This is a genomic window from Vibrio barjaei (genome assembly GCF_001639065.2).
Taxonomy (GTDB): domain Bacteria; phylum Pseudomonadota; class Gammaproteobacteria; order Enterobacterales; family Vibrionaceae; genus Vibrio; species Vibrio barjaei.
In genome coordinates this window covers 151,568-173,108 of record NZ_LQXO02000013.1, presented here as the reverse complement: position 1 = coordinate 173,108, position 21,541 = coordinate 151,568, and the positions used below count along the sequence as shown (strand labels likewise).

20 protein-coding genes are annotated in these 21,541 nt (G+C 44.2%); 14 read left to right on the top strand and 6 right to left on the bottom strand.

All coding sequences use genetic code 11. The features are described 5' to 3' along the window. Nucleotides 1–261: 261 nt before the first annotated feature. A complete protein-coding gene (locus AWH66_RS09080) occupies nt 262–1,113 on the bottom strand; it encodes an alpha/beta fold hydrolase (RefSeq protein ID WP_063604775.1) in 852 nt (283 codons plus the stop codon). A gap of 63 nt (nt 1,114–1,176) precedes the next feature. Continuing rightward, the gene (locus tag AWH66_RS09075; RefSeq protein WP_063604774.1) at nt 1,177–1,761 is read right to left on the bottom strand and encodes a TetR/AcrR family transcriptional regulator; all 585 of its coding nucleotides are present in this window, start codon (nt 1,759–1,761) and stop codon (nt 1,177–1,179) included. Nucleotides 1,762–1,891: 130 nt separating this feature from the next. On the opposite strand from AWH66_RS09075, the gene AWH66_RS09070 reads away from it, so the two are divergent. The 4 genes from AWH66_RS09070 (at nt 1,892) to AWH66_RS09055 (ending at nt 5,258) form a co-directional block, all read left to right on the top strand. Further along, a complete protein-coding gene (locus AWH66_RS09070) occupies nt 1,892–2,848 on the top strand; it encodes an AEC family transporter (protein WP_063604773.1) in 957 nt (318 codons plus the stop codon). 104 nt (nt 2,849–2,952) lie between these two features. Beyond that, nucleotides 2,953–3,744 (top strand): hydroxyethylthiazole kinase, encoded by a 792-nt coding sequence (gene thiM, locus AWH66_RS25665; RefSeq protein WP_063604772.1) that lies wholly within the window; start codon nt 2,953–2,955, stop codon nt 3,742–3,744. 9 nt (nt 3,745–3,753) lie between these two features. Beyond that, complete coding sequence (gene thiE, locus AWH66_RS25660; RefSeq protein WP_063604771.1) at nt 3,754–4,383, top strand: thiamine phosphate synthase; 630 nt, start codon at nt 3,754–3,756, stop codon at nt 4,381–4,383. Between the two features lie 8 nt (nt 4,384–4,391). Continuing rightward, nucleotides 4,392–5,258 carry a hypothetical protein gene (locus tag AWH66_RS09055; protein ID WP_063604770.1) on the top strand — a complete coding sequence of 289 codons (867 nt, stop codon included), beginning with the start codon at nt 4,392–4,394 and terminating at the stop codon, nt 5,256–5,258. Nucleotides 5,259–5,288: 30 nt separating this feature from the next. On the opposite strand, the gene AWH66_RS09050 is transcribed toward AWH66_RS09055, so the two are convergent. Next, entirely contained in the window at nt 5,289–5,852 is a 564-nt protein-coding gene (locus AWH66_RS09050; RefSeq protein ID WP_063604769.1) for an SPOR domain-containing protein, read from the bottom strand. Nucleotides 5,853–6,054: 202 nt separating this feature from the next. Here AWH66_RS09050 and nhaD point away from each other — a divergent pair, with 202 nt between their 5' ends. Continuing rightward, nucleotides 6,055–7,497 carry a sodium:proton antiporter NhaD gene (nhaD, locus tag AWH66_RS09045; protein ID WP_006070121.1) on the top strand — a complete coding sequence of 481 codons (1,443 nt, stop codon included), beginning with the start codon at nt 6,055–6,057 and terminating at the stop codon, nt 7,495–7,497. Between the two features lie 84 nt (nt 7,498–7,581). On the opposite strand, the gene AWH66_RS09040 is transcribed toward nhaD, so the two are convergent. Beyond that, nucleotides 7,582–8,016, bottom strand: coding sequence for an Mpo1 family 2-hydroxy fatty acid dioxygenase (locus AWH66_RS09040; RefSeq protein ID WP_063604768.1), 435 nt, complete (start codon nt 8,014–8,016; stop codon nt 7,582–7,584). Nucleotides 8,017–8,190: 174 nt separating this feature from the next. Here AWH66_RS09040 and AWH66_RS09035 point away from each other — a divergent pair, with 174 nt between their 5' ends. The 8 genes from AWH66_RS09035 to AWH66_RS09000 all read left to right on the top strand — a co-directional run bounded on the left by AWH66_RS09035 (nt 8,191) and on the right by AWH66_RS09000 (nt 18,808). Then, nucleotides 8,191–9,201: a linear amide C-N hydrolase gene (locus AWH66_RS09035; RefSeq protein WP_063604767.1), complete on the top strand. Its 1,011-nt coding sequence runs from the start codon at nt 8,191–8,193 to the stop codon at nt 9,199–9,201. Nucleotides 9,202–9,445: 244 nt separating this feature from the next. Beyond that, on the top strand, nt 9,446–10,564 hold the full coding sequence (locus tag AWH66_RS09030) for a DUF1254 domain-containing protein (protein WP_063604766.1): 1,119 nt from the start codon (nt 9,446–9,448) through the stop codon (nt 10,562–10,564). A 208-nt stretch (nt 10,565–10,772) separates the two neighbouring features. Then, nucleotides 10,773–11,660, top strand: a complete 888-nt coding sequence (locus AWH66_RS09025; protein ID WP_063604765.1) for a LysR family transcriptional regulator — start codon at nt 10,773–10,775, stop codon at nt 11,658–11,660. Next, nucleotides 11,661–12,200, top strand: a complete 540-nt coding sequence (locus AWH66_RS09020; protein ID WP_063604764.1) for a hydrolase — start codon at nt 11,661–11,663, stop codon at nt 12,198–12,200. A 129-nt stretch (nt 12,201–12,329) separates the two neighbouring features. Beyond that, entirely contained in the window at nt 12,330–13,316 is a 987-nt protein-coding gene (gene ebgR / locus AWH66_RS09015; protein WP_063604763.1) for a transcriptional regulator EbgR, read from the top strand. Between the two features lie 414 nt (nt 13,317–13,730). Continuing rightward, nucleotides 13,731–16,820: a beta-galactosidase subunit alpha gene (gene ebgA / locus AWH66_RS09010; RefSeq protein WP_063604762.1), complete on the top strand. Its 3,090-nt coding sequence runs from the start codon at nt 13,731–13,733 to the stop codon at nt 16,818–16,820. Nucleotides 16,821–16,823: 3 nt separating this feature from the next. Further along, a complete protein-coding gene (locus AWH66_RS09005; protein ID WP_063604761.1) occupies nt 16,824–17,276 on the top strand; it encodes a beta-galactosidase subunit beta in 453 nt (150 codons plus the stop codon). Nucleotides 17,277–17,368: 92 nt separating this feature from the next. Beyond that, a complete protein-coding gene (locus AWH66_RS09000; RefSeq protein ID WP_063604760.1) occupies nt 17,369–18,808 on the top strand; it encodes an amino acid permease in 1,440 nt (479 codons plus the stop codon). 73 nt (nt 18,809–18,881) lie between these two features. On the opposite strand, the gene pdxR is transcribed toward AWH66_RS09000, so the two are convergent. After that, nucleotides 18,882–20,339 (bottom strand): MocR-like pyridoxine biosynthesis transcription factor PdxR, encoded by a 1,458-nt coding sequence (pdxR, locus tag AWH66_RS08995; RefSeq protein ID WP_063604759.1) that lies wholly within the window; start codon nt 20,337–20,339, stop codon nt 18,882–18,884. 91 nt (nt 20,340–20,430) lie between these two features. Here pdxR and AWH66_RS08990 point away from each other — a divergent pair, with 91 nt between their 5' ends. Beyond that, nucleotides 20,431–21,090, top strand: coding sequence for a pyridoxamine 5'-phosphate oxidase family protein (locus tag AWH66_RS08990; protein WP_063604758.1), 660 nt, complete (start codon nt 20,431–20,433; stop codon nt 21,088–21,090). 152 nt (nt 21,091–21,242) lie between these two features. Here the strand turns inward: AWH66_RS08990 and AWH66_RS25905 are convergent, their stop codons facing one another. Next, the gene (locus AWH66_RS25905) at nt 21,243–21,413 is read right to left on the bottom strand and encodes a hypothetical protein (RefSeq protein ID WP_167360938.1); all 171 of its coding nucleotides are present in this window, start codon (nt 21,411–21,413) and stop codon (nt 21,243–21,245) included. Nucleotides 21,414–21,541: the final 128 nt, after the last annotated feature.

The window sequence follows — 21,541 nt, the reverse complement described above, 5'->3', positions numbered from 1 at the left end:
GGGCGAAAACGACCTTGAAACACGCTTCAATGTCGTGGCCCTAACGCCATAAACGAGATAATGAAACCGGAAGTTAGATTCGATCAGAAGGCTGACTGTATCCGATGTAGTTATATTAAAGAGGATACGACACTGATACTCAGTTTCTACGCTTATGGGACCAGGCTATGATCCCATATAGAAAACCAAGCGCATAATGAAAAATTATCAATCTGTTAACCACATCAACAATACGGATATATTTACAACATATTGATTTTATTAAACACCAATCAGCTTATCAAAGCTCGATTTTGCCTCCTGACACTGCATAACGCGACCATGGCCTTGTCCGTGTGTCGTAACCAACTCTACATTGACCATCTCTTGCGCTGCTCTCGCTGACACAGAATATTTAGTGAAACGATCTTTCTCATCATGAACGATAATCGTTGGCGCATTGCGAAGCGCCAATTTGTTGTATGGATCGATGGTTTGCAGAGGGTACTGATATTGGGTTTGAATATCATCGACCACAGCTTCAAACAAACGCATCGAATAGCCAGAACGTGCGACGCTACCAAACAAATTATCAAGATAGTCGAGAACCGGTGCAATAAGCAGCAAAGGTTTATCGTGAAGTTTCGCGTGCTTACATTCAATCGCCGAAGCCGTGCCCATGCTATGCCCAACTAACCCAGCAACATCGTCTTCATTATCTAGCAGACCTTCTAAACCGCCGACAAAAGCAGGAATATGCCCAAACGCACCTTCACTTTCACCATGAGCAGGATGATCATACGCAAGCGCAGTAAACCCTCGACTTGCGATGTACTCCATTAGCGGGAAGAATTGGCTTGCCGTACCAGACCAACCATGAGTCAAAATCCACACAGGACCTGTACCAAGACGATATGTCTTTAGCATCCCTTCTGGCGTCGCGATCTCCCCCTTCACCAACCCCTGAGGCTCAGAATTCTTTGGTTTAGAACGAACAGGCGTCAACAATAGCTTCTTCGCGGTATTCTTCGCATGATTGGGCGCCAACTTATGATGAGCGCGCGTCGTAAGGTTAATCATGCGCTTTTTAAAGCTGAATTTATTAGAAGTGTTGAAGTAAATTTTGTCACTCATGACTGACTCTTCCTTACAGCACGTTTCGAACGGTCGTGCTTTTTTATCTTAAAAAAATGTCTATTAGCTCGACCAAGACTCAAAAGACTTAGTCACACTATTCCAAAACCTTTGGCTACTTTCTTCTTGCCCAACGAGTGAATAAAAAACGTGCGCACTAAGATAATGCCCATAAAGTTCAAACGCCGCTTGCTTAACATCCAGATCTTTTTTGAACTCGCCAGTTTCGACGGCCTTGTCGATTTGTATCGTTAAATAGCTGATCCAGCGATAAATCGCTTTGCGTAGAGAAACTTGCAGTTCGTCTTGACGATTATCGCGCCAAGCATCGATAAACATACAACTACCTTGGAATGATTGATTCCAACACATCCAGTTATCAATCAAATGCCTAAGCTTATCAATCACCAACTCATGCTGATGCTCTCTAACAGGGGCGATCACACGAGTCTGGAACGTAGCATCGGCATACTCAACTACCGCTACCTGTAAGTTCACTTTGGAATTAAAATGCGCAAATAGACCACTCTTCGACATCTGACACTGCTTAGCCAGCTCACCAATCGTCAGGCTTTCTAAGCCTTCACGACTCGCTATGCCGAATGCTTGATTAAGAATGTGCTCTTTGGTCAGCTTACCTTTGCTCATTTAAATCTCTAATAAAACGAATACACCATCAATTTAGCACGGTCGTACTTTTTTGCAATCCTTGATTTATTGAGATGAGAAGATGTGGAATAATTATTCAATGCTACTGCGCTGATAATATGGAATGTTTATGGACTCTTTGGTCGACCAATTGCTGTTTTCTATCACCATTACGGGCCCGATTTGTCTTATGATCATTTTGGGAGTGGTGTTCAAACGAATCGGCCTGATCAACGATAATTTTATCGACGTGGCGTCTAAGTTGGTCTTTAAAGTTACCCTACCCGCCATGCTATTTTTAAGCATCGTCAACTCCGAACACAATTTCTCCGCGGCGAGCCAATTCATTACTTTTAGCATTATTGCCAACATACTGTTCTTCATTTTCACATACACCTCCGTTGGCACCATGTTTCGTCATTCCTCGGATAAAGGCGTCATCATTCAAGGAAGTTTTCGAGCTAATACCGGGATTATAGGCTTGGCTTACGTCGCCAACGCATACGGAGAAAAGGGGGTCGCTTTAGCGGCTATCTATGTGGCTGTCACTACCTTTATCTATAATGTTCAAGCGGTGATTTGCCTTACCCCAAAAGGCACAGACTCTGGTGTTTCAGCCGGAAAAATCATGCTGACTACATTGACCAAAAACCCATTAATTATCGCAATTGTGTCTGGTCTGGTATTCTACATGTTGTCGATTCCCGTGCCTGATATAGTCATTGATGCCGGTAATTATTTCGCCAGAATGACACTGCCATTAGCCCTCCTTTGTACTGGAGGCTCGCTAGACTTAAGCTCGATGAAAAAAGAACAGAAACCAGCATGGCTCGCCAGTAGTTACAAACTTATTTTGGCTCCATTTGTGGTGACAACAGCAGGCTACTGGTTCGGTTTTAGAGGCTTAGAGTTAGGCATTCTCTTCTTTATGGGTGCATCGCCAGTCGCTGCTGCAAGCTACGTCATGGCTCGCTCTATGGGAGGAAACTCAGTGCTTGCAGCGAATATTATCGCACTGACAACAGTGCTTTCGACGCTTACTTGCACTGTTGGCATCATTATTCTGACCTCTTTACACGCTATCTAAAGCAAACAGAGCTAATTACCATTACAATCATTCAAAAAGTCATAACCTGAGCCTGTTTTAATTTATTGTCATTCTATCGGCTCAATCTAGGTTTGGAGATAAACATGAACAAAGACCTTATTATCAACGCGCTACAAAAAGTACGTGAGCAAAAGCCACTCGTCGTCAATATCACGAATTTCGTTGTCATGAATAACACCGCCAATGCGCTATTAGCCGTAGGCGCTTCACCAATCATGTCACACTCAAAGCAAGAGATGGCAGAAATGATGTCATTTGCAGGCGCACTAGTCATCAATATCGGTACTTTAGATAGTGTGTGGCGTCCTGGTATGTTCTTCGCCGTAGAACAAGCCAATGAAAATAATAAGCCAGTTGTACTTGATCCTGTTGGATGTGGCGCAACCAAATTAAGAACCTCAACCGCTCGTCAACTTGCAGAACTCGCTGACAACTTAATCATTCGTGGTAACGCATCAGAAATCATTGCCATGGCAGGGGAAAAATCACAAAACAAAGGTGTCGATGCACTGGATTCAAGTGAGGCGGCTTTATCTGCGGCGCGCTCATTAGTAGAAGCCTACAACTGCTGTGTTGTTATCTCGGGTGAAACCGACTACGTCGTCAATAATGAAGCCACACACGCGCTGAGTAATGGTCATGAGATGATGCCTTTTGTCACTGGCATGGGATGCTCACTATCAGCGGTAACAGGAGCCTTTGCTGCGATTGGTGAAACCACAGGCCTCGCGGCTGCTGCAATATTTGCCATCGCAGGTGAAATCGCGGCTGAGCAATCAAAAGGCCCAGGTTCACTACAAATGAATTTGCTTGATGCACTATATCAGCTTAGTGATGAAGAAGTGCTACGCCGTCTCCACATTAAAGAGTGTTAAGGACAAACGATGACTCGCAACCCTTATCGACTCTATCTTGTAACAGACGAAAACCAAGACCTCGATACGTTAATAGAAGTCGTGAAGCAGGCTGTTGAAGGTGGAGTGACAATGGTGCAAATACGTGAAAAGCATCATGATATTAGGACCTTCATCACCAAAGCAGCAGCTGTCAAAAAGGTGCTTGAGGGTACTAGCGTTCCATTGATCATCAATGACCGAGTAGACGTCGCCCTTGCCATCGATGCAGATGGCGTACATTTGGGACAGACCGATATGCCAGCGACCCTAGCTCGAACCCTTATAGGTGAGGATAAGATTCTTGGTCTTTCCATTGAAAGCGAAGCGCAACTGCAACAAGCGAAACAGCTTCCAATCGACTATATTGGGCTAAGCGCCATATTCTCAACGACGACCAAAACCAACATAAAAACCGAATGGGGGCTTGAAGGGCTAACGAATGCACTTCAACAGATAGAGCTACCTATTGTGGCTATTGGTGGTATCAACGAATCAAACTTGTTAGATGTGGCAAAAACTGGTGTTCATGGTGTCGCGATCGTTTCAGCAATTAGTCATGCCGGCTCACCCAAACAAGCAGTTCAGCAACTGTTAACTATTATGGAAAAGGCCGAGTAAGGAATCGAATGCACGATAAACTGTCCACATCCGCACTAGCAAAAAGTCGAAACCAAGAGTCTAAAGCACTGTTTACGCTTTTAAAGCGCGCAGGTTATATCAGCTGGCACGAGTCCAGTTGGTTGCTAACTGATATTGGACATCGTTTCGGCGGTGACTATGTGGACAGTGAAAAATATGGCCGCTTTATCGTGTGGCCGTCAAACCTTGTTATCGACGAAACACTTATTAGTGACTCAACACTGACGGCAACGCAACTTGGTGAACACTTTGCGCTTCCAGCTAAAAAGATCAATCTTCTACTTAGTGAGCTAGGTTGGATAAAGCGTGACGATAGCCAATGGAAGGCGACAGCCATTGGCCTTCGCGCGGGTGCTCGTCTTCGTAAAGATAAACAAAACAACAGTGAGTTTGTGGTTTGGCACCCCTCTGTATTGCGCCACGCTCGATTAAAACAATCCGTCATCGAATTTAAAGGTCACGATGCAGAAGCGCACTCTACTGAAAAATCCTTCTCGAGTTTTCGGCAGAAATTCGCGGCAAAACACCGCACTCTCGATGGTCATTACGTTCAATCGAAAGGCGAGCTAATTATTGATAACTGGCTATATATGGCAGGCGTTGTTCATGCTTATCAACGGCAATTACCCATAGAACAAGATGTCGTGAGTGATTTTTACTTACCACAAGGGAAAGTCTACCTACAATATTGGGGATCAGATAGCGATGTAGCAGACGACAGAACCATTGAACACACACGTGCGCTTTATCAAGAGCATGACCTGAGTCTTATTGAAATATTCCCAGACGATATTCAGAATTTGGATGAGATATTACCGAAAAAATTAAAGCCGTTTGGTATCAAAGCGTACTGATTGGCTCTAATCGCAGTAATCAAGCCTTCGCTAAAAGTAACAGAGGCACGAGTTGCGTCCATGCTGCCCAGCAATCATAAAAGGAGTAGCCGCAACCACTGCGCTATAGCTTTCTTTCAACGAATTCACAGATGACTCTCCTTCAGCACTGGCCACCAACAGGGTTTCACTGGTAGTAATCAAAATACTGGTTGTTCTTATAAACGCATCTTTATAGGCGGGTAGAGCTTTCACCTCGGCTAAATCGAAACTTGCTGCTTCGAAGTTTTCATAAGGACCAATCAAGCAACGATCACCGTCTATTTCAGGTTTTAGCCATATCGATTTACTGACATTTTGCTGCAAATTGCTAGGTACTGCACGCAAACTTCCCGATTGAACAAACCCACATTGTATCCAAAAAGACTTATCACTTTCGCTTGGCGCACTGCGTCCCCACAACCCTTCTCCAATAGGACATTCACTTTCTAAGACTGGGAACGGCAGGTTTACTTTGTTGGCACTGTCACAAACGTAAGGTTGCGTTTCGGCTAGGGCTGGATTCGCAAATAGAAACATTAGTGTCGTCAACAAGAATGAAATGACTGTTTTCATGAGTTTGCTCCCTTACACCAAATTAGACAGATTCCTTCATCTAAGCCTAGGAGGTCTGAAAACATTGTCAAAAGTCTATTTTTTAACCACAAGCTCTTCATCAGATTCGAGTTAGCTCACAACGAAAATGTTGAATAACCTTTAAAATATCGTATCGCAATTGTTAGCGCCTGATTTTATTTAGCTTTTGAAGGATCAAAACATGATGAAAAAAAGTCGATGGCAGACCCTTTTTGTACTCCCTTTTATCGCCACGTCTACTTTCGCTTCTGAAACGGTATCTTCGGATACCTTTAACTTCACTCAATCCACAGTAGGTTATGCGGCATTACTTATTTTTGGTATTGCTTACACCCTTGTCATGATGGAGGAATACCTTAAATTACGTAAGTCGAAACCTGTTCTGCTCGCAGCAGGCTTAATTTGGATAATAATCGGATTAGTCTATAAAGACCTTGGTCAAATAGAAGTCGCGAAATCCGCACTAGAACATAATTTGCTCGAATACGCGGAGCTCTTACTATTCTTGTTGGTCGCAATGACCTACATATCAGCGATGGAAGAACGGCGACTCTTCGATGCACTTCAATCTTGGATGGTCGGAAAAGGCTTTAACTTTAGAACCTTATTTTGGTTAACAGGTATCCTCTCTTTCTTCATTTCTCCTATTGCCGATAACCTCACCACCGCACTATTAATGTGTGCCGTCGTGCTTAAGGTGGGGGGAAGCAATCTACGATTTGTAAATATTGCCTGTATTAACATCGTGGTCGCAGCTAATGCAGGCGGTGCATTCAGCCCATTTGGTGATATTACCACCTTAATGGTTTGGCAAGCGGGGCATGTGTCTTTCTCCGAATTTATGCCTCTGTTCGTCCCCTCAGTGATTAACTACATTGTGCCTGCCGTGATCATGTCGTTGTTTGTTCCTAAGACACAACCCGATGCGGTCCATGCTCACGTAGAACTAAAACGTGGAGCGTTTCGCATTGTTGGACTCTTTATTCTCACCATTGCGACGGCTGTTGCCTTCCACGCTGTGCTTCACTTTCCGCCGGTCATGGGCATGATGATGGGACTAGCTTACCTACAGTTCTTCGGTTTCTTCCTGCGTAAAACACTGCCTCGCTCCATTGCGAAGAAGAAAGCCATCGCTATTGCAAACAACGACGAAACCGCACTGAAACGACTAGGTTCCATCGTGCCATTTGATGTATTTAGACGAGTCTCTCATGCCGAATGGGATACATTGCTATTCTTCTATGGCGTGGTGATGTGTGTAGGTGGATTGAGTTTGCTGGGTTATCTAAGTGTGGTCTCAGAAATCATGTATACCCAATGGGATCCAGTTTGGGCCAACGTAATGGTAGGTATTCTTTCGGCCATCGTTGATAACATTCCGGTGATGTTTGCAGTATTGACTATGAACCCAGAGCTCTCTATGGGCAACTGGCTGCTCGTAACGTTAACGGCAGGTGTCGGCGGTAGCTTACTGTCTATCGGTTCAGCAGCTGGTGTTGCATTAATGGGTGCTGCCCACGGCAAATACACCTTCTTCGGACATTTGAAGTGGATGCCAGTGATTGCCCTCGGCTACGCTGCCAGTATTCTCGCTCACCTTTCGATGAACGGAGGACTGTTCTAAACCGATTGTCGAAGGCATTATTGTTACATACAAAGACCGCTATCCTAGTTTGACTGGGGTAGCGGTCTTTTTTTAAGGCAACCATCATTTCTGGCGAAACACCCAAATAGGCCCAATCAGTAAGAACTGCAAATCATCAAAAAACGATGGTTTTTTTCCTTCAATCTTGTGCCCAACAAACTGCATTATCCAAAGTACCACAAACATACCGATACAGACGGTTAGCACCGATACCCCTAGCATTGCAGTGAAGGTAATAATTGCTAAACACGCGAGAGTAAAGATCAGCATCTGAATGAACACCGACCGTGATAAACGAAAATAGAAAACCATCACAGGTAGCATCACAACCCATACCCAGTTAATAGACATGCCACCAAGTGGTAACTGAGGTAGACACCAAATCAGCCCCACAATAGAAAGATAGATACCGGGAACCGCAATTTTGTGTATTTTTCGATTAGTACTGTTCTGGTGACTCTCTCCGTAAGCATCTAACCACTGCTGTAACGACTTCATTTGACTTCCTTGTTATTCGACTGGTGTTAATACTCTAGACCAAAATCATCAACTCTTCCTATTCATCCGATTACTCATCCTGTAAGCAATACTTATAGGTGTTAATTTAAGCTATTAACGTTAGTTGTCTATTATGGCCTCAACAAAACACGACACCCAACAAGTGAGGTCATTATGAAAAAGTCAGTTCTAAGTTTAGCTCTAGTCGCAACACTATCAGCAGGTTACATCGCTGATGTAACAGCGTGTACATCTGCAATCTACAATAATGGTGATGCTAGTCTCTCAGTGAGAACCATGGATTGGTTTGGACACGATGATGCTGTGGTCGTCGGCACGGGTAAAGGAATCTCAAATCAATACAGCACAACCAAAGAGTCAGTTAACACGACCAGCAAATACGCGTCTATCAAAATCAAATCATTCGAGCCGAAAATTGTCGCCGAAGCAATGAACCAAGAAGGTTTGGTCGCTCGTATTCTTTACCTTGGATTGGAATACACTGAAATGGCACCTAACCGCGCCGGCGTGCCTGACGTCGATGCATCACAATTTGCAAACTATGCGGTTGATAACTTCGCTTCCGTTGAAGAGGTCGTTGCTACATTAGATAAGATTGATGTTGTGCAAGACAAAGTATGTGATTTGCCAGGCCATGAAAATGAGTGTCTTCCAGCGCCTGTGCATTATCACCTCACCGACGCCAATGGAGATAGCGCGGTGATTGAGTTTGTTGGTGGCGACGTCAAAATCTATCACGGTGATGTGACGGATGCGCCGAGTGTCCAGTACTTATCCAATGATCCTGAGTTCGGCTTCCATATGAACTTGGATAAAGAGAAAGCAGAATCGGGCGCCACAATCCGCGCTTATGATAGACGACTACGCGCTAAAGAAGTGGTTGAAGATATGTATAAGCGTGACGTTACAGACAGTGGCGAAGCATTGAATAGCCTGAAAGCAGCTGGAGCTACGGTCTTTGCGGGCTACGACCAAATTGACCCATATGTCAATGATGTCTTCCCAACCCTATGGACAGTCTACACCGACCAGAATGCTAAAGCGATTTACCTAGACCGTTACGACACATGGCAAGTGGAGAGTTACAACTTCACGATGTTCGATAGCAATCAAGCAGCAGAAGTCGTACTCGGTGCTCATCCTAACGCAGAAGCCGCTAAGTAATTACGTAGTTAATATCCAAGGCTACATCATGGTTCGTTGGTTACAGCGAATCATGATATGCACCAAAAGCATATCCTAAATAAGATTTAATGATTTCAAAATATATCTTTCTCTCTCTATGATTTACCCAGACCTAAGGAAATAAACCAATTGTCGTTCTAAGGAAAGTCATACGGTCAAACGAACGGTCGGGCAGCGTCCTCAATGCTCGAACAGTACAATAGAGACACGAAAGGTTATTGAAATGAAAAAACTGACAATCATCGCTTCCCTGACAGCTACCCTGTTCACTTCTGCGTCAATCGCTCACGATCTTGGTGACCATTTGCCTAAGAAAGGGCAACCGACTGAGACTCAAATCTTGAATGGTGGCTCTACAAAAGTAACCAAAGATAACTTTATCCTTGCGGAGTCCGACAAATACTTTTTCGAGCAGCAAGAGAAGTCTGGCATCAACCAGTTTACTCACGATCGTCAACTACTCACCATGGATACTCAGACCGTTGTACGCCAGAATCGAGATACGCTCTACTCTAAATCAATCTGGGATGCCGAGGGTGGCGTAACATTCGAACTACCAATACTCGATTCCTATCAGACTCTTCAGATCATCGATGAACAGCATCGCACTGTCGCTGTCCTATATGCAGAGAAAGGAAAAAATAGGATTACCATTACGCCAGAGATGCTCTCTTCTGGTAAGCATGTTTGGGTCATCGCACGCACCCAAGTCGCTTCCAACTCGCCTGCCGATATTAAGGCCGGAAATGAGAAGCAAGATATGATTAAAGGAACCGCCAACTTTGCAAATCCTTATATACCAAAAGGATTTGACCAGTTTGATAGAGAAAATGTTCGTTTATCTTTAGAAGCCGATGTACTCAAGCTCGATTTTACCAAGGCAATGGGTGCACCTGAGGGCAAGCCTTTAAAACCAGAACAGAATCTAGAACAACGTAAAGTCGAACTTTTCCATGCAAGAGGCTTAACGTCAATGGGATTCGGAGGACTGCCTAGCGAGCACGCTTACTACAAAGTTTTACTTGCTGAGGATCGCTCAGGTCAGTGTCAAACAATGAACTTCGACGCCCCACCACTGGGTAAAAACGGTTTCTTCTCAATCACGACTTACGGCGCAGATGCCTACGTTCACACTGAGAAATTTGCGTTATCAAGTCGTGAAGATGAACTCAGACAAAATAGCGATGGCAGCTATACCGTTAACTTTAACTGTGGTTCTCAAGCCATCAACAACATTGAGGTGGAACAAGGCTGGACCGGAATACTACGAATGTATAAACCTAATTCCGATACCGAAATCGTGACGTATGCAAAAGGTGTAGAGCAGCCTCACTCGAAATAACTTCGTTCCGTTATCATTAGCATTAGCATTAGCATCAGCAGCGCTACTTGACATCTAGCTAGCGCTGCTAGTTTACAATGTAAAACATAGGAAATACAAAGGAAGGGCCTCGACTAATGCCCTTCCAATTAAGAAAATGCCCCTTCATGCTTTACCTCTCTACAAAATTCAAGCACAGTAGAAACACCTTCTTTTCTCGGAGATCAGTATGTTACTTAATACCGAGCGACTTCAATATTTGGTTTGTATTGCCGAGACTGGGTCATTTTCTGCGGCGGCTAGAAAGCTCAATGTCAGTGCATCCGCTGTTAATCAAGCTGTACAAGCGATGGAAATTGATATCGGCATTCGTTTATTTGAACGTGTCGCCGGAAAGTCTCCCTCACTGACACCTGAAGGAAAAGCGCTGTACTTCCAAGCGCTTGAAATTGTTCCCCGCTTGCAAGCTATAGAACGAAAAGCACGTACGCTGCAAAGTGGTGAAGAGCCCTCGCTGACGATTGCTACTCACAGTATGACCTTATACCCAAGGTTTGCCGAACTAATGTCTTTATTAACCCAGCAGTTTCCAGAACTAGAGCTGATTTTAGTTGATGCAGAAAAGCACCAACTATCAACCAATGATGAGATCTTAGGCGCTGACATCATGATTGCTCCTGGCGGGTTATTTCCCCAGCGAGGCTCCAATGCACAAATTATAGATAGTATCGAATGGTGCTTCATAACCTCACCTAATCATCCGTTGGCAAAGCTCAAAGGTGAGATTACTCCGGAAGATCTAGAACAATATCCCCAACTATTATCTTTAGAAGGTAAAGTTGCGACCAGCGAATTATTAGAATCGCTGCGTTTTAGCCCTCGCCTCATTCGTTACGAAACCCCTGATCAACTGCAAGACATGCTGCTTTATGGCGCTGGTTTTGCGGCTTACCCAATCAAACTGGCGCAACCGTTTATCGACCATGGTCTAGTAACCAAGTTAAATGTAGGACATTATGATAGTTCTATGGTGTGGCCAGTTGACCTGTCGTGGCGCAGTGGACTCGGCACAGTGGGAACGTGGTTTATAGAACAAGTATTAGAACAGGAGCGTTAAATGCTAGAGCAAGACAACACCCAATTAATGATCATCGATGTACAAGGCAAGCTTGCCCAAATCATGCACGACAAAGAGCACTTGTTCTCCAACCTAAATACACTGACTAAGGCCGCACAGCTCATGGCGTTACCCATTGTTTGGGTAGAGCAAATCCCAGATAAATTAGGTCATACCATTGATGAAATTCGCCAAGAACTTCCTCACCTATCCCCCATTGCTAAAGATGTTTTCAGTGCCTGGGGTGAAAAGTCAGTTCAAGAAACACTCCAATGTAGCAACAGAAAACAAATTCTCTTAGTGGGGATTGAAGCACATATCTGCGTTCACCAAACCGCTTGTGATTTGATTGAGCAAGGGTATGAAGTCCATCTTGTTGTCGACGCTATTTCTTCGCGTGCACCAGAAAACAAAGAGCTCGCAATCCAACGCCTCTCAAAACAAGGTGCTGTGTTAACTTCGACTGAAATGGCACTCTTTGAACTACAAAAAGTCGCCCGAGGCGATCAGTTTAAGCGATTGCTGAAACTTATTAAGTAATCGCTGCTATTTTCAACGATTAACGCTGTTTTTTACTAAAATTTTAGTATTTACTGATGAAGATTGTTTACAATAGAACCCAATAGATAGGATTAGTTTTTTCGGTATGATGCCGAAGGATGTGATTGAATGGCAACATTGAAAGATATCGCTAATGAAGCCGGAGTTTCATTAGCGACAGTATCTCGCGTACTGAATGATGACCCAAGTTTGAGTGTCAAAGAACAAACTAAGCTACGAATTTTAGAGATCGCAGAAGCCTTAGAATATAGGACCAGCAGTTCGAAGAAGTCGACCCAACCTAAGAAGCGTGGCCACCATTTCATGGCTATTTATAACTATAAGCAGGAAGCGGAAGTTAACGACCCCTACTACTTATCCATTCGTCATGGTATAGAAACACAGTGTGAAAAGCTGGGTATAAAACTGGTTAATTGCTATGAGGGAGAGTTAGCTCATTCAGACGCTAAAATCACCGGAATACTGTTTGTTGGACGTTGTCCCGAAACGGTTCGCTCCGAAGCCGAAAGTATCACTGACAATATCTGCTTCATAGACTTCTCTGACTCAAACTCAAAGTACGACTCTGTTGATATCGACCTCACTAAAATTAGTAAAGAAATCACAGACTTTTTTGTTAATCAAGGATTTAATCGGATCGGCTTTATCGGTGGTCAAGATACGCCTAATAGCTCTGACATCCGAGAAATGGCATTTGTAGAATATGGTAGCTTAAAGGGCGTGGTATCACTTGATGATATTTACCGTGGCGAGTTTACCAGTCAGTCAGGCTATGAATCTGCGAAAAAGATGTTGGCTAACAATAACTTCCCTCGAGCACTATTTATCGCTTCAGATTCTATTGCTATTGGTGTGTTGCGAGCTATTCATGAGCACGGTCTCAAGATACCGGAAGACATCTCTCTTATCAGCGTTAACGATATTCCTACAGCAAAGTTCACCTTTCCTTCACTTTCTACCGTCAGGATTCACTCTGAAATGATGGGTATTCAAGGTGTTAACTTATTGATAGAAAAAGCAAGAGATGGACGTGCGCTGCCATTAAAAGTCTATGTGCCCAGTAAGCTGAAACTACGAGGTACAACAAAAGAATAAGCACTTTCGTGTTTTTTAGTAAAACTTATCTATCTATTCTACCTTCCATCTAAGTTCGACTTATTTACATCTATTAGCCAACTTTATTCAGAGTTGGCTCACCATTCCCCTTCTCCGTAAAATCATTAAACACGATAAAAAATAAATAAGTTATTGTATTTTAACAATTAAAATCATCATTCCCAGATAAAACCCTACTCATGATACCAAGTTAAGCCCGCCCCCATCATTCACTCCGTTTATTTAAACCCGATCACAACTTTACCTCTCTTGATTGCTTAAATCGTGATCAAGTTAAAGTAAAAAGCAAATATCAATATATTTTAGTAAAAGTTTTACTAAAATATCCTCATATCCTAAACGGGCATTTTTAACACAGCATCGACACGGTTTACCGGTCGAGGGAGATTTAACGTGAACAACTGGGAAAACTTTCTTCATCTTCATGAGAACCGCATGGCTCCACGCGCGTATTTCTTCTCATATCCCTCAGTTAACGCCGCTCAAACATTTCAGCGAGAGCTTAGTAGCCACTTTATGCTGCTAAGTGGTCGGTGGCAGTTTCAGCTTTTTCAAAACCCTATTCTTGTTCCCGACGAGTTTTACTCTCAACCAATGACACAATGGGGGCAGATCACCGTACCTAACATGTGGCAAATGGAAGGACACGGCGACCTTCAATACACAGACGAAGGATTCCCGTTTCCAATCGATGTGCCTTTTGTACCCACTGATAACCCAACAGGCGCTTACCAACGTACTTTCACTCTCGGTGATAACTGGCAAGACAAACAAACCATCATCAAATTCGACGGCGTTGAGACCTACTTCGAAGTTTACGTTAACGGCAGCTATGTTGGCTTTAGCAAAGGCAGTCGACTTACGGCAGAGTTTGACATTTCGTCCTTTGCTCAAGTTGGTGACAACCTACTGAGCGTTCGAGTCATGCAATGGGCTGATTCGACTTACATTGAAGATCAAGATATGTGGTGGACAGGCGGGATCTTTCGCGATGTCTACCTCGTAGGTAAAGAGCTGCTGCATGTACAAGATGTCTCTATACGTACCGACTTCAACGATGACTATTCACAGGCAACATTATCTTGTGCACTACTGTTGGAAAACCTCGCAGCAGTGCTTAATGACACCGTTTCAATTAGCTATGAGCTAAAAGATCATCAACATAACATTGCCACTGGCAATATAGACCGCATATCAGTACAAGGCTCTACCAAAGCAGATTTCACAATTGACGTTGAGGAGCCGATACATTGGACGCCTGAGAACCCTCATCTTTATCAACTGTTTCTAACTCTAAAAAACAGCCAAGGTGAAATCATAGAAGTCATTCCACAACGGGTTGGCTTTCGAGATATCAAAGTTCGAGATGGCCTGTTCTACGTTAACAACCAATACGTCATGCTGCATGGCGTTAACCGACACGATAACGATCATTTAAAAGGTCGAGCGGTGGGCATGGATCGTGTTGAAAAAGACATCATCTTAATGAAGCAGCACAACATCAACTCCGTACGCACTGCTCACTATCCTAATGACCCGCGATTCTACGAACTCTGCGACATCTATGGTTTATTTGTTATGGCAGAAACTGATGTGGAAACCCATGGATTCGCCAACGTTGGCGATCTTAGCCGCATCACTAACGATCCCGCATGGGAAGCCGTCTTCGTAGACCGTGCTGAACGTCATGTTCACGCACAAAAGAACCACCCTTCAATCATCATGTGGTCTCTAGGCAATGAATCTGGCTATGGCTGTAACATCAAAGCGATGTATGACGCGACTAAAGCCATTGATAACACAAGACTTGTTCACTACGAAGAAGACCGTGACGCTGAAGTCGTCGATGTTATCTCAACCATGTACTCTCGCGCGCAATTGATGAATTACTTTGGCGAACACCCCCACGAAAAGCCACGTATCATCTGCGAGTACGCTCACGCAATGGGCAACGGCCCTGGTGGTCTGACTGAGTATCAAAATGTGTTCTACGCTCACGACCATATTCAAGGACATTTCGTTTGGGAATGGTGTGATCATGGCATTCTCGCCACCGATGAAAAGGGACAAAATTTCTATAAGTATGGTGGGGACTTTGGTGATTACCCAAACAATTACAACTTCTGTATGGACGGACTGGTTTACTCCGACCAAACACCAGGACCGGGTTTGAAAGAATACAAACAAGTCATCGCTCCAGTGAAAATTACTGAGGTAGATGCACGCCTAGGTACGTTCATTGTTAGCAATAAACTGTGGTTTACCAACCTAGACGATTACACCATCACCGCTGACATTCGTGCAGAAGGTGAGACGCTTCGCAGTGTTCAGTTTAAGGTCTCTGAACTTAGCGCGAATAGCGAGCGCCAAATTGAAATTAATCTTCCTCAGCTCGATGACCGTGAAACATTTATCAACTTCACCGTCCGTAAAGACAGCCGCTCTTTATATAGCCAAGCGAATCATGATATTGCCGTCTACCAGTATCGAATTAAAGAAAATACCGCACAAGAAACCAAATTTATTTGTGCTAATACAACACCCCTTTCCCTAGAGGAGAGTCGATTAGCGTACCTAATTTCTGGTCATAACTTCACAATGACCTTCTCTAAAGTCAACGGCAAGCTCTCTTCATGGATTGTAAACGGGAAACAGCTTATCGAATCAGAGCCTAAGCTCAATTTCTTCAAACCGATGATCGATAACCATAAGCAAGAACACGAAGGTCTATGGGAACCTGCTCACTTACCAATTATGCAAGAGCATTTCCGAACCATTGAAGTACAGCAGATCGACGGGCGAATTGAAGTGCGCACCACCAGCATTGTTGCACCGCCTGTGTTCGATTTTGGCATGCGCACTGATTATCGTTACCAGATTTCACCTCAAGGTCAGCTCAATATCGAGCTTCAAGGGGAGCGTTATGGTGACTATCCGCATGTGATTCCTGTTATTGGTTTTGAACTAGGAATCAATCAACAGTTCGACCAAGTGAAATACTATGGCCGAGGCCCAGAAGAGAATTACCTCGACAGCCAACAAGCCAATATTATCGACGTGTATCAAAGCACGGTCGCGGATATGTTCGAAAACTATCCATTCCCACAAAACAACGGCAATCGCCAGCATGTCCGCTGGGCCTCTCTGACTAACCGTGACGGCAGTGGTCTGTTTATTAAGCCACAACAAGAGCTCAACCTCAGCGCTTGGTTCTACAGCAATGAAAACTTACACCAAGCGCAGCACACCAACGAGCTTAAACCAAGCGGTCACATCACGCTAAACCTTGATCACAAACTCATGGGCCTAGGGTCAAACTCATGGGGAAGTGAAGTCCTCGATTCTTACCGTGTCTACATGGATACCTTCCGCTACGGTTTAACGTTACTTCCAATGCAGTCCGGAGACTGTAACGCCAATACGTTGGCCAACTATGACTTCAGTAATCAGTTTTTTACCCGCACAACCACAAACGAGGCATAACCCATGATCATCTTAGAGAGCTTAGAACAATTTAAGTCGGTCTATCGTGATGGCCGAAAGTGGAACCGCTGCATAGAAGCTATTGAAAATATTGAAAATATCAAAGATGGCGTAATGCACTCTATAGGGGACTCTCTGGTTTATATGATTGAAACCAACGAGAGCAAACAGCCTGAACTCTTTGAGGGCAACCGTCGTTACTTTGATGTGCACTACTACTTGGCAGGTCATGAGGTTGTCGAGTTTGCAAGCAAAGCCGACCTGACTCTTGAGCAGCGCTATCGAGACGAAACGGACAGAGAGCTTTTCTCTGGACAAGGTGAGCAACGCGAAGTCCATCAAGGACAGGTTGCGATTTTTGACAATAACGAAGCGCATCGATTTGTCCGTAACGAGCCTGTTCGCAAGGTCGTGCTTAAAGTCACCATCGAAGATGGCTACTTCCTAAACAAATAACACTATTCGGGCCAGACACAAGTATCTGGCCCCTTCAAATAACTGCTCTTCAAGAATGAGAGTACAATAGACGTGATTCATTGGAGGACACTATGTCTGAATCTATGCGCGGAACAATAGGCAAGTTTGCCCTGTTGTCCATGACATTTGCGGCGGTTTTCAACGTTCGCAACATTGTAAACAACAACATTGAGTTGGGCCTAAGCTCTGCTCCTATTTTCCTATTGGCTACAGTCGTTTACTTCATCCCTTTCGTATTTATCATCGCTGAGTTTGTATCTGCAAACAAAAACTCAGAGTCTGGCATGTACGATTGGCTCAAAAAGCCACTAGGCACCAAATCCGCCTATCTGGGTTCTTTCCTTTACTGGTTTGTGAACCTATTTTGGTTTGTCTCTCTACTACCTAATGTCATTGCGTATGCTTCTTATGCAATGCTGGGGTATGAATACACCTTTTCACCGTTCGTAACATCAATAATCTCCATCGCACTGTTTGCAGCCGCTACCCATATCTCAACAAAAGGCGCAAGTTGGCTAGGTAAAATTGCCGAAATCGTTGCCTACGGTGTCTTTGCTTTATTTGCTGTTTATGTTTTAGGGGCTTTGATGGCGCTCAGCGGCGACCATACGCCAGCAGAGCCAATTACACTGCAAGCCATGACGCCAACAGTAAACTGGGCAACACTAGGAATTATGTGTTGGATCTTCCAAGCAGCCGGTGGTGCTGAAACCGCTGCTGCTTATCTCAATGATGTAAAAGGTGGTCATAAATCATTTATCAAAGTCATTATCGCAGCAGGCGTTGTTATCGGTGGAATGTACGCCCTAGGCTCACTACTCGTAAATGTATTTGTCGCACGTGAAAACCTAACTTACGCAGGCGGTATGGTTGAAATCTTTAGAGGAATGGCACAGTACTTCAACATCTCAGAAACCTTAGTGGGTCGTTTCGTTGGCGTTATTCTCTTCATCGCCATGTTCGGTTCAATGATGATGTGGACTGCTGCACCCGTTAAAATTCATTTCTCAGAGATTCCAAAAGGTGTCTACGGCGAAAAAACCACAGAACTTAACGAGCACGGCGTACCAGTGCGTGCAGCATGGTGGCAATTTGCCTTTGTCTTCGTGATGCTGGTTATCAACGGTTTTGGCTCTGAATCAGTGCAAGACATGATGAACACCGCGATTAACCTCACCGCAGGTACCGCGATGCTGCCACCAATCTTTATCATGGTCGCCTACTTCGTATTTCGACTCAAACATGACGACACACCACGCGACTTCCGCATGGGCTCTCGAAAATTCGGCATGGGCGTAGTATCAGTACTGATTGCTATCTTCGTGATCAGTATGACAGCCTCAGCCTTCCCAACTGGAGTGGATTTAGTCAGAGCGTTCTTTATCAACGTCTTTATGACCGCTGTTTTCTCCGGTCTTGCCTGGTGGTGGATTTCCCGCTTCGAGAAAAAGCAGGCTGAGAAGTCTCGCCTAGAGGAGCAGTTAGAAAGCAAACCTGTTACTCAATCATAAGTTGACTATCGCGGAATAATGAAAAGGCACAAGTGGGTTACTTGTGCCTTTTGCGTATTTGTGGACTACAGATTTATTCCGCGAGATCGACAGCATTGTCGTTCTTTAGCTCAAAATAAAGCTCCGCTAATTTTTCAACACTTTCTACTATCGACTCTAAAGGCGCATTTCCATAACCTAAAACAACCGAACCGTAGCTACGCTTGTGGTTAATAGGTTCATAATAATTCATCGGCCGCACCACGATATTATGAGATAGGGCGAGCTCGGAGAATTGATGTTCATCGACGTCACTTTGCCACTGAACGGTAATGTGTAGCCCAGCTCCTTGAGAGACGACTTGCCACTCACTTCCAAAACGCTCAGTAATGCATTGCTTCATCAGGTGGTATTTTTGCTCGTATCGACGGCGCATTTTGCGTATATGGCGAACCAGCATACCTTCATCAATGAACTCGGCTAACGCCGCTTGTGTGTGCGATGGGGTATCACCAGAAAGCGCGTCTTTTATCTCTAGACAGACTTTAACTAAATCTTCCGGAACCACCATATAGCCGATTCGTAATGCATTAAACATTACCTTACTCATTGAGCCGATATACACCATATGATTAGCATTACCACTCTCTGCTGCCAGCCCCTGCATACTTCGTAGCGGACGACTATCAAACTGAAACTCACTGTCATAGTCATCTTCAATAATCCAACTTTTGTTTTCTTGAGCCCAGTTAATTAACTGCAAACGTTGCTCCGTCTGAATGGAGCTGCCCATTGGATATTGATTGCTTGGCGTTAAGTAAACACCTAGTGCTTTTTGATTGATAATATATTCGGTATTCAATCCACGCTCAGCTGTCACGTCGACAAGTCCATAATCCAGATTGAAGGTATCGAGCACCTTAACGACTTGACGGTAACCGGGGAACTCAACCAGCAACTTTTCGTTGTTTCCCAAGCTATTGATTGCCAGCAAAGCGATAGCTATAGATTGCTGAGCTCCAGAGGTAATAATGATTTGGTTCGGATTACACACAACAGAGCGACTGCTGATTAAATAACGATGCAACGCTTCACGAAGTGGCAGATACCCTTGTAGATCTTGGTTTCCCAATAGAGAAATGCGGATGCTATGACGTTGTAATAAGCGGTTCCATTGCGCTGTAGGAAACAGCGCAAATTCAGCCACACCAGGTGCAAATAAACCACTGTTAGGCGTGTTATCAACGCCCAGCGCACTTTCATTCTTACCTTCAGGCGCATTGAGATATTGGTCGGGCAGTGTTAAAGAAACAAAAAAACCACTGTGCGGCTTCGATACTAGATAGCCTTCCGCTACTAACTGATCATAGGTTTGAATAATGGTATTACGACTCACCTTAAGTTGGTTCGCCATCGTACGAGTGGACGGCAGTTTGGCGCCCGATACCCAACGTCCATTGAGGATCCTTGAGCGTATTTGGCTAAAGAGATTGTGCTGAAGCGTGACACCGGATTTTGCCAATGAGATGTCGCTGATATCAATAACATTCAAACTGGATCCACCATTTTTATCTATTTGGACCTAACTAGAGTACCAAATATTATTTACTTTGGCGTTAACTGCAATCGAATGGAGAACGCCAGTGCTTTCAAACACGACAAGAACACAGATTAAGAAAGGCAGTCATAAAGCCGTCTTCGACCCACAAGCACTCTATGACATTATTGATGAGTCATTAATTGCCCACGTCGCCCTCAATGATGACAACGGTCCTATCGTGATTCCTATGCTGGCATGGCGAGTGGACAATAAAGTCTACATACACGGCGCCAAGAACAGTCGGTTGCTTCGTACGCTCAAAGCGGGGCAAAAAACCTGCTTAACTTTTACCCTGTTTGATGGCTGGGTATTGGCCCGCTCCGCTTTCCATCATAGTGCGCACTATCGAAGTGCAGTCGTCTTTGGTCAATTTGAGAACATTGAAGAGAATAAAGAGAAAGACCGAGTGTTAAACCACTTTGTTGAGCATATTGCACCAGGTAGAACTGAAGAAGTTCGCCTCAGCAACGATAAAGAGCTCACCGCAACGGACGTGCTCGCTATTGAACTCAACGAAGCTTCGGTGAAAATTGGCCGTCATGGAGTCAATGACGACAAAGAGGATCTCGATCTAAAAGCGTGGGCAGGCATTCTACCCTACCGCACCGTTATAGGACCGCTTGAGCCTTGCGATGATCTCCATCCTAGTATCGAAACACCTGATTATTCGAGTGCATACAAGAGTCGTTGGCACGAGCAATAGGCTATTTAACAATTGTTGTTAAGCCGTCAATAAATGGTCGCTTCCAATACTAAGAGGTGGCCATCACTCCGATTAGCACTCCCATCGCAACCGCTAAATAGAAACTCCAGCACAGGGTCAGTCTGCGTATTGCTTTCGCCTCTTGAAGATCTTTAACCATCGAAACACACTCGATAGGTAACAATCGCAACGGCACCGCCTAAAATCAGTAGAAACACCATTAACTCTATTAACCATTCTTTGTCATTCCAACCAAGAAACTCAACCTCACTCTCATTTAATTCAAAATTGAGGTCATCATAACCTTCATCTAACTCACACATAGCCACTCCTGCTCATCACGTTACAGATGAATACTACTCAGAGGTGGGCGTTCAATATATCAAGTAATATCTAAATATCGTTCAGATAAACTTAACTTTACGTGCGAGAAAAATGAGAGAAAAAAACG

Coding starts and splice junctions, on each gene's coding strand:
- AWH66_RS09040 (WP_063604768.1), bottom strand. CDS start 8,016: ATGAAGTCGTTACAGCAGTGGTTAGATGCTTACGGAGAGAGTCACCAG.
- AWH66_RS09050 (WP_063604769.1), bottom strand. CDS start 5,852: ATGAAAACAGTCATTTCATTCTTGTTGACGACACTAATGTTTCTATTT.
- thiM (WP_063604772.1), top strand. CDS start 2,953: ATGAACAAAGACCTTATTATCAACGCGCTACAAAAAGTACGTGAGCAA.
- AWH66_RS09070 (WP_063604773.1), top strand. CDS start 1,892: ATGGACTCTTTGGTCGACCAATTGCTGTTTTCTATCACCATTACGGGC.
- AWH66_RS09020 (WP_063604764.1), top strand. CDS start 11,661: ATGCTAGAGCAAGACAACACCCAATTAATGATCATCGATGTACAAGGC.
- AWH66_RS09030 (WP_063604766.1), top strand. CDS start 9,446: ATGAAAAAACTGACAATCATCGCTTCCCTGACAGCTACCCTGTTCACT.
- AWH66_RS09000 (WP_063604760.1), top strand. CDS start 17,369: ATGTCTGAATCTATGCGCGGAACAATAGGCAAGTTTGCCCTGTTGTCC.
- AWH66_RS09075 (WP_063604774.1), bottom strand. CDS start 1,761: ATGAGCAAAGGTAAGCTGACCAAAGAGCACATTCTTAATCAAGCATTC.
- AWH66_RS09055 (WP_063604770.1), top strand. CDS start 4,392: ATGCACGATAAACTGTCCACATCCGCACTAGCAAAAAGTCGAAACCAA.
- AWH66_RS09035 (WP_063604767.1), top strand. CDS start 8,191: ATGAAAAAGTCAGTTCTAAGTTTAGCTCTAGTCGCAACACTATCAGCA.
- AWH66_RS25905 (WP_167360938.1), bottom strand. CDS start 21,413: ATGTGTGAGTTAGATGAAGGTTATGATGACCTCAATTTTGAATTAAAT.
- AWH66_RS09005 (WP_063604761.1), top strand. CDS start 16,824: ATGATCATCTTAGAGAGCTTAGAACAATTTAAGTCGGTCTATCGTGAT.
- nhaD (WP_006070121.1), top strand. CDS start 6,055: ATGATGAAAAAAAGTCGATGGCAGACCCTTTTTGTACTCCCTTTTATC.
- ebgR (WP_063604763.1), top strand. CDS start 12,330: ATGGCAACATTGAAAGATATCGCTAATGAAGCCGGAGTTTCATTAGCG.
- AWH66_RS09025 (WP_063604765.1), top strand. CDS start 10,773: ATGTTACTTAATACCGAGCGACTTCAATATTTGGTTTGTATTGCCGAG.
- AWH66_RS09080 (WP_063604775.1), bottom strand. CDS start 1,113: ATGAGTGACAAAATTTACTTCAACACTTCTAATAAATTCAGCTTTAAA.
- thiE (WP_063604771.1), top strand. CDS start 3,754: ATGACTCGCAACCCTTATCGACTCTATCTTGTAACAGACGAAAACCAA.